The following is a 12,685-nucleotide window of genomic DNA, read 5'->3' on the forward strand; positions in this document are numbered from 1 at the left end:
CAGTTGTTTTTCTACTGACCACTAACTACTGACTACTGGCTAATTAACGTTTGATTTTGGCTTGAACTTGGTCAAAAATACCGCCATCTGCGAAGAACTTCTTGTCAATTGCTTCCCAACCGCCAAAGTCTGCAACTGTACCCAAAGTTTTCACCTTGGGATATTTGTCTGTAACTTCCTTGGTTTGGGCTATTTTCTCATCCACGGGTCGGAATCCCAATCTGACAAACTCCTGCTGTGCCTCTGGAGTATAGAGGTATTTGACAAAACCTTCAGCAACTTCACGAGTACCGTGCTTATCAACGTTTTTATCAACTACGGCAATGGGGTTATCGATAGAAATGTTCACATCAGGAACGACATACTCAACTTTCTCGCCTTTTTGTTGTGCCAAGATAATTTCGTTTTCATAGTTGATCAAGGCATCTCCTTGACCTTGCTTGGCAAATGTGTCAGTGGCTTCCCGTGCATCTTTTGTCAGGATGGGTACATTTTTGTAAACATTGGTGACAAATTCAGTAGCTTTGGCATCATCGCCACCAGTTTTGATGACCGAGTTCCACAATGCTAAGAAATTCCAACGAGCAATACCTGACGTTTTTGGATCAGCAGTAATTAATTTTACACCGCCCTTTTCCAAATCTGTCCAAGTCTTGATACCTTTAGGGTTGCCTGGGCGCGTAACTAACGCTGCAACAGTTTTGGAGACGATACCATTGTTAGGAACTTCCTTTTCCCATCCTGGTTGAATCAGTCCTGCCTTCTCAATTTTAGAAGTATCTCCAGCTAATGCTAAGTGAACAACATCTGCTTCCAAACCATCGATGACAGCACGAGTTTGAGAACCCGATCCGCCATAACTCTGCTTGAAGGTAACAGTTTGGTTATGTTCTTTCTTCCACTGTTCTACAAATTTAGGAATGATGGCTTCGTGAGCAGCTTTAGTCACGGCAAAGGAAACCAATGTTAATTCAACATTCTGTTTGCTAGCAGAAACAGGACTAGCATTAGGAGTTTCATTAGGAGAATTAGCTTCATTGCCACCAGAACAAGCGGCGATCGCTACACTTAAAATCGCTCCTACCACTGCGAGCGACACGAAACCTTTAAACGATTTCAGCCTCAATCTATACAATCGCCGTTCCACGATTGCTTGTAATATTCTCAATGAGCGCTGCCATAAAGTCATTCAGTTTTCTCCTCTTAATTTCCTGTTTTTCGATAGGAATACAGTTATATATAGTTTACGGTAATGGATGATTACTGGTATCAAATTGCCAACAAAAAACAATAACTTCATATTCTCTATCGAGAATATGGTGATTTTACCAGTTTGGTGTAAAATAAAAAATACTTTTACTTGCAAGTATCAAGTTGTCATAATAATTAGCTACCGCGTCTCTCAAATCACTTCTTGGAGAATAGCTAAGTTATTGAAGGCAGCCTATTTTCGCTTCAAATCTAGGCAGGAGTTTTTACCAAGCTATTTTTCAGCATCATATTTGCTTGCTTACGCTAGCGTTTATCCATAATTTATCAACTCAAAAAACTTGTCAAAAGCTTTATAATTACTTCGTTTTATACTTTGATTTGAATAATTAATAATTAAAAATAATACCAACTTCAATAATCTTTGAGACACATGAATTATTTGTAAGGGCGAACCTAACAGCACCCCTACTAAGGTATCTGTTGCATTCTTTTTTCAAGTTGGTATAACTTTTATTTTTTGTAGCTTTAATGTAGATAAATTAGGATAGTTTGCTATGGTATATGATATCGTGTCCGCCTAATTACTTGTCAAAAAAACTCTCCGCGTCCCCGCGTCCCTGCGTCTTCGTGTCAGTCCTAATGATAAGTCTTCAACCATACATGATATGATTGGTTCGCATATTGCCATTAAACTAAGCAATATTTGGTTGCGCCGGATTTTTCTAATTACAGCGATCGCGCTTGCATTCAAGACATTACTTGATTTCAAGTGAAGCGTAGGTTGGATGAAGAGACTCTAGTCAACCTACACTCATCATTAACTGGACGCATATTTTAGCGGCAAACCATCTTGAAATACTAGCAATTCCCCTGGTTGAATCTGAGTCCAAACTTCATTGTCAGTCAGAGGAGTAGTGGCAATGACAGCGACGCGATCGCGTTCGGTAGTCACCTCACGAAAATCTACAGTCATATCTTGGTCAATCAAATGGGCAGCAGCAAAAGGTGCTTGACGCACAATATAGCTCAGTTTAGTCGAGCAATAGGCAAAAAAATGTTCTCCATCGGATAGCAAGTAGTTAAAAATACCAACTTTTGCTAGTTTATCTGTTACTTGACGCAAGACAGAATAAAGTTTATCAAGGGTAGGCTTGCCCTTGGGAAAGTGTTCTCGCAAAGTTTCTAGGATCGTACAGAATGCTTTTTCGCTATCTGTATTACCTACAGCTTGATAGAAACCCATATTTTCTGGCTCAAAGTCAGGTAAATTGCCATTGTGAGCAAATACCCAATACCTTCCCCAAAGTTCTCTACGGAAAGGATGGCAGTTGTGTAAAGCAACTTCTCCTTGAGTGGCTTTACGGATATGAGCAATCACATGGGTAGAGTGGATGGGATAGCACCGCACTAACTCTGCGATCCGAGAATTAATAGAGGGTTTTTCATCTAAAAATAACCGACATCCTTTTCCTTCAAAAAAAGCAATGCCCCAACCATCACTATGATCGTCGGTTTTTCCTCCCCGTGCAGAAAACCCTTCAAAAGAAAAGCAGATGTCTGTTGGAACATTGCAATTCATTCCCAGCAATTGGCACATTGGATCTTGCAACTCTGAATTTCGACTCATCTCTGAGGATTAAGATACTTCAGATTGCTGCATCAATTCTGGAGCGATCGCTTCAATCTTAAGATTTAGTCAGGTTGCTAAACGCTTTAACGAAGGCAGAAGGCAGTCCCGATGAAAATTTTTTCATCGCCATGCATGAAAATGCGACTGGGGACTAGAGACTAGTATTTTTACTCAGCACTCAGCGAGAAGTTGCCCGGAGGGAGACCCTCCTTGCAAACTTCGGTGACTCAGCACTCAGCACTATAAATTTCTCACTATGCCAAAAGATGGTAGCGGCGGATATCCGGTGCAGTAGCTACCAAACCTTCTAGTTTGGCTGCTGCTGCTTGCAGATGAGCTGAGTTGAGATGAGCATCAAGAGTTTGATTAGAAGTCCATTCTTCTACAAAAGTGAAGTCAGTTGAATCGGACTGGTTTTGCAGAAGTTCGTACTTAATCGCGCCTGCTTCAAGTAAAGTTGGCTCAATAAGTCCCAACAGTACGGCTTTGAGTTCTTCTACTTTTTCAGGTAAAGCAATCATACGGGCGATAACCCGAATAGTTTGGTTAGTCATTTGCAACCTTTTGTATCTCTTTATCCTTCTGTTTTCGGAGTATCCTGGGAGAACTTTTTATGGATGGTTTTAGTTTCTTCTCCGTTAGCAGCAACCGCCGTCATCAAATAGTCAATTAAATTGTCTGAGAAGGGAATACGCAAATGGAAAGTACCATCTGATTTGAGTTTGACGGGATTACCAGCAATATTTACGGTTGCGTCTGGGTCTGTTGCTCCGTGGATAATTAGCTCGGCATCCGCTATAAACCAGAAATCTCCTTCAGGACGACTGAAAACACGAACAATGGCTGATTGGGCTAATTTTACCCAGCGATCGCCATCAATGATATAGCCAATTTCTGTGATGTAATCGCGATCGCTTTTGCCGATAACTATATATTGCTCGTTGATTGCCAACTCACATGCATATTGCTGTACTAACTGGGGACTTTGATAACTCAGGTCAAGACCAGTCACATCATAAAGCCGCAGAGCTAATTGCGAGCCAGCTTTTTGCAGTGCTTGCTTGTCAGTATCAGAAAGTTGCCACGAAACATAAGCCCATTTGGGAGTCCGGGATGTGAAGACAACATTGCTATAGTCTTGGGCATCGTGTGTCTGGGGTAAATCTACCGCATTCTCTGTAGAGATCGGACTAAAGATGCGAACAATTTCCGAACGAGCTAGCATTACCCAGTCGCCAGCAGTCACATAGCCAATTTCCATAATGTAATCGCGATCGCTTGCGGGAATTGCTACGTATTGTTGGTGTTTTGCTAGCTCACATGTATATTGCTGTACCAGTTGCGGACTTTGATAACTCAGGTCAATGCCTGTCACATCATACATTCGCAGGTTTAATTGGCAGCCTGTTGAGCGCAGTTCTTGCTGGTCAGCATCAGAAACATACCAAGAAACTTCAGCCCACTCAGAAGTCCCAGGTGTGAGGACAACATTACTTTTTTGTTCTGTATCCAATAAATTTGTTTCGCTGTCTGTGTGGAGTGAATTTACCTGATTTTCTGTGGGGATAGGACTGAAGACGCGAACAATAGCCGAACGAGCTAGCGTTACCCAACCGCTATCAGTGACATAGCCGATTTCTGTGATGTAATTGCGATCGCTTACAGGAATTGCGATGGAGCGATTGTCTTTTACTATCTCGCATACATACTGTTGGATTAAACGAGGATGCTGATAACTCAGGTCAAGGTCGGTCACATCATATAGTAGCAAGGCTAATTGAGAATTAGTTGAGCGCAATGCTTGCTCGTCAGTTTCAGAAAGTTGCCACGAGACACCAGCCCACTCGGAAGTTGCAGGTGTGAGGACAACACTACTATGGTCTTGGGCATCTGGCAAATTCGTTTCGCTATCTGTGTGGGGAGGACTGAAGACGCGAGCAATTGCTGAAAGGGCTAGCGTTACCCAACCGCTATCAGTCACATAGCCAATTTCTGTAATGTAATCGCGATCGCTTACAGGAATTGCTATGGAGCGATTGTCTTTTACTGCCTCGCATACATACTGTTGGATTAAAGGAGGATTCTGATAACTCAGGTCAAGGTCAGTCACATCATATAATCGCAGTGCTAATTGAGAATTAGTTGAGCGCAATGCTTGCTCGTCAGCATGAGAAAGTTGCCACGAGACATCAGCCCATTCAAAAGTGCGGGGCGTGAGGACAAGGCTGCTTTGTTCGTTGGCATCTAGCACTGTTTCGCTATCTGTGTGGGGAGGATTGAAAATCCGGACAATTGCCGAACGAGCCAGCGTTACCCAGTTGCCAGAACTAAGATAGCCAATTTCTGCAACGTAATCGCGATCGCTTTGAGGAATTGCTATGTAGTGCTCGTGTGTTGTTAACTCACATGCATACTGCTGTACGAGTTGCGGACTTTGATAACTTAGGTCAATGCCTGTCACATCATACAGTCGCAGTGCTAATTGAGAGCCAGCCGAGCGCAGTGCTTGCTCGTCAGTTTCACAAACATGCCACGAGACATCAGCCCATTCAAAAGTGCGGGGCGTGAGGACAACACTACTTTGGTCTTCTGCATCTAGCCAATTAAAAGCTGTTTCGTCTTCTGTAGGTATATTTTCATTTGATTCAGCCATGTCTCGAACGCTAGCCCAAGAGCCGATTCCTAATCCTGCTAAAGCTGCACTTTCTGCGAAATCTGCAAATCCAGATTGAGTAAAATCTTCTGTTTCTTCTAGTGGGTTAGAGATTATTTCATCCTCAGTGGGTTCAGCTTCATCCGCTACTACATTTAACGTCTCTTCTGGAATATCTGGCAGTACTGGCAGAGAAGTTGGCATTTCCGCTTCTGGCCATTGTTCGTCTAATGTTGCTTCACTAAATTCGCCTAAGGCGAGTTCGGGATCGAGATTAAATTCCCTAGTGTCATTATTTACTGCGAAATCAGCAGGCCAGATATTTTCTCTCGCTCCTTCAGCTTCCTCAACTTGACTAGTTCCCTCTGCAAGCTGGTCGGGAATTACATCTGAAAATACTCCCAACGGCCATTCCAAATCAGGTGTCATTTCGTCAATTTCAGTTGAGGATAGTTGTGCAGAATTCCCTTGTGTAGTGTCATTAGTCTCTTCATTAGTAGACCAGATGCTTGCTCCTGTGGCTTGGTTTGCATCAGTTGAAGTAATATCCTCTAACCAGTTCGATTCTGTCTGTGGTTGTTCTGTTGTTGGTTCTAAAGCAATTTCTGGATTATTAGTTTCTTCGGCAGTTGCCATAGGCACATCAGGCCGATTGGGAATTATATCTGCAACTTCCTGTGTAGGAGGTTCTACCTTTTGCGTACCTTGAGACGCATCTAATATTTGTGGATAAGAAGTATTAACAACAGCTGCTGGTGCTTCCATATCCCACGGTGACTCGCCAATATCGTAAGGATCGACCGCCGCAGAATTATTTAAATTAGTAGTTTCTTGGGGATTTTGATTATCTGTTTCTTGTTTAGTAACTGGAGACAAGATAGCTGCTCCCGCTCCTGCTGCTAAAGCTGCACCTGCTATTGAGGAGATATTTTCGCCTGTATTTGCAATGGCTGGAGTTGTGTCGCTCAAGTTAGAAGTTGTCGGGGTTTCTGCTGGCAAATCTGATATTGTCTGGTTGGATGGCGTTTTAATTTCAGATTCGCTGACGGGGGTAGGAGCAACGTTAGTATTATCTGTCGGCGCGGGGGAATTGGGAGTATCTGGCGCGTTATTGGTGCTTTGAGTATTCGATGGGCTACTTCTGAGAAACCACGCTAGCAATCCGGCGATCGCAGCCAAAGGCAACAGCAACCACCAAAGTGGTACTTTTCCTTCAGCAATTGGATTATCAGCAGCAGGAGGTACAACAGGTTGCTGTTCGGCAGATGTCGCTGCTGGGCTGGGTGTAGCGGTTGCCCCAGATGTCGCTTCTGGGCTGGGTGTAGCGGTTGCCGTTGGATTCGGCGTGGGAGTGGCAGCCGTTAATAACGTTCCACCGTTAGCGATTGCATTTGCTTGGGCGGTTCTAGCTGCTTCTATTGCCTTTTTTCCTGGCGACGCTAGGGTAAAGCCAAGGAAACTTGCTATACCTGGGCTAGGATTTTTCTTGAAAACGTAAACTAATGGCTGTGAAAAAGGATACTTAGGATCGTCTGGTAATGTTTGATGTAACGGTAAAATTCGGATATCTGACAGTTTCGAGACTTCGTTAGCTACTGCATAGCTGATACCGTCCTTGCCCAATTGTTTGATAATTTCTGCGGTATTATCTTCACTCAGTTGAGTGGCAGTAGAGCCTGTGGCGAACTTAGTAGCTTTAAAAACTGGGTAATTGCTCAGGGCTGTACGAATTTCACTTGTTGTCGGGCGATCGATCACCCGAATTGTATCGGCATCGCCTCCCACTTGCGACCAATTTTTAATTCTTCCTCGGAAGATCCTAGCGAATTCTCTATCAGTCAAGCTGCCTTTAAAAGGATTTTCCTTACTAACAATGATTGCAATCTTTTCTCGATACAGGCGGACTTGCTCCAAACCTTGTGCTTTTTCTTCTGGAGTCAAACCGCGCCCAATTGCCGCGATATCAATATTTCCATCTAGTACAGCTTTAATTGCTGAATCAGTGCCATTAGCAGCAACTTCCACCTTCGTTCCAGAAAACTGTTTCTCAAAGCTTTCTTTGAGGCTTTGGTTGATTCCCGCCAATTCATTCGAGCCATCAATCCGTACCGTAGTCCCATTCTCCACTGTTTGCGGTAGCACAAAAGAGGGAGCTTCAGTAGCAGATTGTGCCAGCAATGGTGCAGACACAAATAGACTTGCTGCCATAGGGGCGGTAGCTAAGGCAAGCAATAATGCCAAATTAACTATTGCACTATCTTTTTTTTCTTGTTGCCACATATGCTCTTTATCAGGTACGGAAAGCCGGCTAGTCTTAAATTTTATATATTAAAGAGTAGACGCGCTCATTATACATTCCCTGTCAAGTTTCTTCTAAGTTCCTATATATACTTATGTAAATATATACGGATGCAACCATGTTTTTATTTACTCAGTAGAGATTAATCTATTGAAATATATACAATGATGAGCTAGAAGAGGAACAGAAATGAAACCAACCCCTAGAAATCTAGCAATAGCTAGATGTTAAAGTTTTCTAGAAACACCTAACCTACAACTGTCGAACCAAGAGATTTACTTGTGGATGCCATACTAGAACGATCGCACGAATTAAAACAAGCTTTAGTTGATTTTGTCCTTGATGCCGAAGGAGAACTAGCACAAGCACTAGAAACCTATGCAGCAGAGAAGTTACGGCGTGGCAGTGGTGATAGTACACAACAGGACTTAATCGTTGACAGCTTTATTACGGAAGGCAAAGTTAGCGAAAAGTCACCACTAGAGATATTTATAGAAAACCATCCAGATTTACAACCAAGCGATCGCAACCTGATTAGCAGCTGGCATGATAGTTTTATTGGTTTATTTGCCATTACTCAAATCTTCAGCGATGGCTTTGAGTTAACAAACTGGCTCACAGATAAACACTACATCGTCAAACCCAACAATAGCCAAACTTTACAGGCACTATCTCGCTTGAAAGCGGGAGAAATTTTGCTAACTCGTATTTCTCCGATTACCGAGAACTATTGGACATTTTCCGGCCCCTATACACAGATGGGTAAATTGGGTAAACCGAAACTTGCTGTCGCCATTGGTAATTTTAAAGATAACCATAAAAATAGTCTTTACAGCGATGCCCCAGACTTACTAGAGGCAGCTTGGGAATCTGTAGCAGAATATCATCAGCAGTTTGTTGACTTTTTTGGCACTGATGAAATTACACTACCTGGATATCAGCTGAATAAAAAAATAGCTGAATTTCAAGAATTAATTACTGAAAAACGCTTGGCAGCAGCAGGACTTGATACATCTAAATCTCTGAGCGAGATGGCAACAGAAGCAGGCGTTGACGAAGAGGAAATCAAAGCAGCTGTTGAAGAAATTGGCGGAGACTCAAAAGTAGTTTCTCAAATTTTCAAAGAGAAAAGTGGCAAAAGCAAAATGGTGATGCCAAAAGTTGATTTACCTGGCGAATTGAAGAAAGCAGAACAGGTAACAGCTATTTCTCATCCTCGTTGGGGTCAAATGTTTTTACCGACGTACAGTAAAATGCAAACAATTTTGGCAGCCGATGACTGGCAAAGCGTTGAAGGCGCTGAAAAACTAATTCGCTTTTATCTCACAGACAAAACTATTAACGCTTTTATCTGGCATCGGTTAGCCCAAAAATACCCAACTCAATTAGCAAAAGTATTGCAAGCTGTTCTGCAACGTCCAGAATTTAACTTAGAAAGTGACTTGAATCCACTTTTGCAAGAACACGACAAACCTATCGAGCCAGAATTACCAGAAATTGCTAGCGTGCCCATACATTTGCACAACTTATTTCAAGAAGCGGTTACAGAAGTTAGTAAATCTAAGCCGAAAGGTAAGGGGCAAAAAAAGGCAGCAAAGGGTTTTCAATAAAATTTGCATAAAATATGGATGAGAACGAACAACTAATTCTGCATTCATGGGCTGCGAATGCCAAACCGTGGACTTATGTAGTTCGTGAGAAGCTAATTGACAGCCGCGTTCAAGTGACGGACTCTGCTATTTTAGAAGCTGTAATTGAACTTCAACCAAAAACATTCTTGGATATTGGGTGTGGTGAAGGCTGGTTGTGCCGCGAACTCTTCTCGCGTGGGTTTGATGGCTGGGGGGTTGATGCAATTGCCGATTTTATCGAATTAGCACGGTGTATAGGCGATGTCCGCTTTCTTGTATCTTCGTACTCGGAGCTTGTAGGGCAGAAATTTGGCACTATTAAGTATTTTTCGTGCTTCATCTGCAACTTTTCAATTCTTGGGGAACGCGCTCTTGGCGAGATAGCTGAAGTTGGTGAGAGTTTATTAGAGTCCCAAGGGAAAATAATTATTCAAACACTTCATCCGGTGATCGCTTGTGGTGAGTTTCCATACCAAGATGGGTGGCGAGAAACTTCATGGCAAGGACTGGGAAATCAACCGTTTTCTCCTGCTCCTTGGTACTTCAGAACAGTTGAATCATGGATTCGTGAGTTTCATCTCAGAAAGTACCGTTTACTGAAATTACAGGAACCTTGCCACCCTACAACCAAAAAACCAGCCTCAATTATATTTATCTTTGAACGACAGTAATCTCAAACATCAAGCAATGAAGAGTGCTGAGTACTCTTTTTCTTACTCAGCACTCAGCACTCTTTTTCTTACTCAGCACTTTGCTATATTGGGTTTCCCGGAGGCATTCGTGAAAATATTACTAGTAGAAGATGATGAGTCACTAATTGCAGTGTTGACAAAAAGCTTGGTGGCACATCACTATGTCGTGGATACTGTCAAAGATGGTGAAATGGGTTGGACATACGGTTCAACGTTTGAGTATGACCTCATAGTGTTGGACATTATGTTGCCCAAATTGGATGGGATTAGTTTATGTCAGCGCTTTCGAGCAGAGGGATATACTACGCCAATTCTTTTATTGACTGCTCAGGATACAAGTACGGCTAAAGTCAGGGGATTGGATGCAGGTGCGGATGACTACGTGGTTAAGCCGTTTGATGGATTAGAACTAATTGCCCGGATTCGGGCATTGGTTCGACGCAGTAGCGTCAGTCCCTTTCCATTATTAACTTGGGGAGATTTACTCCTAAATCCCAGTACTTGTGAAGTAACCTATAACGGTCAACTCCTAACCCTAACAACTCAAGAATATCGGTTGCTAGAACTCTTACTTTGGGATAGCCAACATGTCTTTAGTACCAGCGAAATTTTAGACCGATTATGGTCATCGGAGGAATTTCCCGCTGAGGCGACGGTGCGCTCTCATATTCGTCGATTGCGCCATAAACTTGTAGCAGCAGGTGCGCCCCCAGATTTCATTGCCACAGTCCATGGACGAGGATATTATCTCAAAGCACCCGAACAAGAAACGAGACTCCAGCCTCATTTACCTTTAGTCACACAAACCCAACAGGAAACTCACTCCTCAATTGGCCAAGGCGGTGAGGAAGTCAAAGTCTTGGATGCCACTTCCAGCACTTGGGGAAACCCTGGCAACGTAGCTTCAGTTGCCATTGAATCCGTTAGTGCTAGCGGTAGCAAAATTTGCGTAAAAAACGCAAGAGAAGAAGTGCCACTTTCAAACTCTCAGGGAGGCACTTTAGAGAATGCGAGTATCAAGGACAAAAATAGTTGTGCGCGGGAGAGTTCACTTCTTTGTAGCGACTCGTATCCTGTTGTAGCAACTACTACCCCGTTGAGCCAACAGTCCGTCGCCGCCATATCCCTTTTTTCATCTGCTCTTGGCGTTAACTCAGCACCATTTGGGTCTGGGGCTATGAGCGATCACTACTCTGAACAGCAGTTACAATACCTAGCATTCCTCAATGAAACTTGGGTAACTAATAAACCAAAAATCCTCGAACAATTGACAGTGCTATCTCAAGCAGTCAGAGAGTTACAAGCTGGTTCAATCAATCGTCAAATTCAAGAACAAGCTCAACAAATTGCTCACAAACTGGTGGGAACTCTAGGAACCTTTGGACTGACAAAGGGAATGCAACTGGCACGCGAACTAGAGCAGTTGTTAGATAGCAACAATCCTCTACAACCGCAATCTGCTGTGCTAATGGAGACTTTGGTAAATGCCTTACGACAGGAAATTCAAAATCCGATCGCGCTCCAGCATCAGTTACCCTCAGAGCATTCACCTTTGTTGTTGGTTGTAGGTCGAGATTCCTACTTTACTCAATCGTTGGTGACAGTAGCAACAAGTTGTGGAATTCGCAGTGCGATCGCACCCACAATTGAGGTGGCTAGAGAATGGTTAGCTTCTAAGTCTATCCCGAATGCAAGCAATCAATTTCCCCAAGCGATTCTACTTCAACTACCCTCAGTTACATCTGGGTCAAACAGAGAAACTACTGATTTTCAAGAATTGGTGCAAACTCTGACACAGCATTATCCCGATCTGCTGATTTTGGTTGTGGGAGCGCAGGGCGAGTTAACAGACCGTCTGGAAGTGGTACGTCGGGGTGGGAAACTCTTTTTAGAACCATCCGTAGATCCAAAACAAGCGATCGCCACTCTTAGGCAATTACTGAGTGGTTCAAATATGGAAGCAAAGGTGATGATTGTCGATGACGATCGAGATTGGTTACGCACCTTGCCGATAATCCTCAATCCTTGGGGATTTAAAGTCACCACTCTAGCAGAGCCTCAGCAATTCTGGACTGTGTTGCAAGCCGTCATGCCTGATGTACTGGTGTTAGATGTTAACATGCCACAAATCAACGGATTTGAACTCTGCCAAGTTGTACGCAGCGATCCGCGTTGGCAACAGTTACCCGTGTTATTTTTGAGTGTACTGACGGATGCGAAAACCCAGAATCGTGCCTTTTCCCTAGGTGCGGATGACTACCTGTGCAAACCAGTAATGGGCATAGACCTCGCTAACCGCATCCTCAATCGCCTCCAACGAGTACGAGTATGGGCAAACTCGCGGCTATGATACCAATTAAAAATTAAAAATTAAAAATTAAAAATTAATTAGGCTAGATTTCATCTGGGTTTGGTGAGTTGTATCTGTCACATTCTTTTTTTAAACTGGTATTACCTCTGAAGTGGTTGCTTCTGTGACTAGCTATGATTTCATTTTGAATGCCCTATCTGTCGCAAACATTTTTTGAATTGGTATAAGCTTTTCAAGACGATGGCATTGGTGGGGCA

General features: G+C 43.1%; 7 protein-coding genes. 3 read left to right on the plus strand and 4 right to left on the minus strand.

Going from position 1 to position 12,685, the window contains the following annotated elements:
* Positions 1 to 43 precede the first annotated feature (43 nt).
* The 4 genes from I8752_RS33005 to I8752_RS33020 form a co-directional block, all read right to left on the minus strand.
* On the minus strand, positions 44 to 1,189 hold the full coding sequence (locus I8752_RS33005) for a sulfate ABC transporter substrate-binding protein (protein ID WP_214436388.1): 1,146 nt from the start codon (positions 1,187 to 1,189) through the stop codon (positions 44 to 46).
* A gap of 840 nt (positions 1,190 to 2,029) precedes the next feature.
* Entirely contained in the window at positions 2,030 to 2,809 is a 780-nt protein-coding gene (locus tag I8752_RS33010) for a class II glutamine amidotransferase (RefSeq protein WP_214436406.1), read from the minus strand.
* A 287-nt stretch (positions 2,810 to 3,096) separates the two neighbouring features.
* Positions 3,097 to 3,396, minus strand: a complete 300-nt coding sequence (locus I8752_RS33015; protein ID WP_214436389.1) for a putative quinol monooxygenase — start codon at positions 3,394 to 3,396, stop codon at positions 3,097 to 3,099.
* A gap of 20 nt (positions 3,397 to 3,416) precedes the next feature.
* Positions 3,417 to 7,775 carry a DUF4912 domain-containing protein gene (locus I8752_RS33020; RefSeq protein WP_214436390.1) on the minus strand — a complete coding sequence of 1,453 codons (4,359 nt, stop codon included), beginning with the start codon at positions 7,773 to 7,775 and terminating at the stop codon, positions 3,417 to 3,419.
* Positions 7,776 to 8,075: 300 nt separating this feature from the next.
* Between I8752_RS33020 and I8752_RS33025 the strand changes: the two genes are divergently transcribed.
* From I8752_RS33025 to I8752_RS33035, 3 genes are all read left to right on the plus strand, one after another.
* Positions 8,076 to 9,404 carry a hypothetical protein gene (locus tag I8752_RS33025; protein WP_214436391.1) on the plus strand — a complete coding sequence of 443 codons (1,329 nt, stop codon included), beginning with the start codon at positions 8,076 to 8,078 and terminating at the stop codon, positions 9,402 to 9,404.
* A gap of 14 nt (positions 9,405 to 9,418) precedes the next feature.
* Positions 9,419 to 10,096, plus strand: coding sequence for a class I SAM-dependent methyltransferase (locus I8752_RS33030; protein WP_214436392.1), 678 nt, complete (start codon positions 9,419 to 9,421; stop codon positions 10,094 to 10,096).
* A gap of 109 nt (positions 10,097 to 10,205) precedes the next feature.
* Entirely contained in the window at positions 10,206 to 12,467 is a 2,262-nt protein-coding gene (locus I8752_RS33035; RefSeq protein WP_318780927.1) for a response regulator, read from the plus strand.
* Positions 12,468 to 12,685: the final 218 nt, after the last annotated feature.

It is taken from the genome of Dendronalium phyllosphericum CENA369, from assembly GCF_016056275.1.
Lineage (GTDB): Bacteria > Cyanobacteriota > Cyanobacteriia > Cyanobacteriales > Nostocaceae > Dendronalium > Dendronalium phyllosphericum.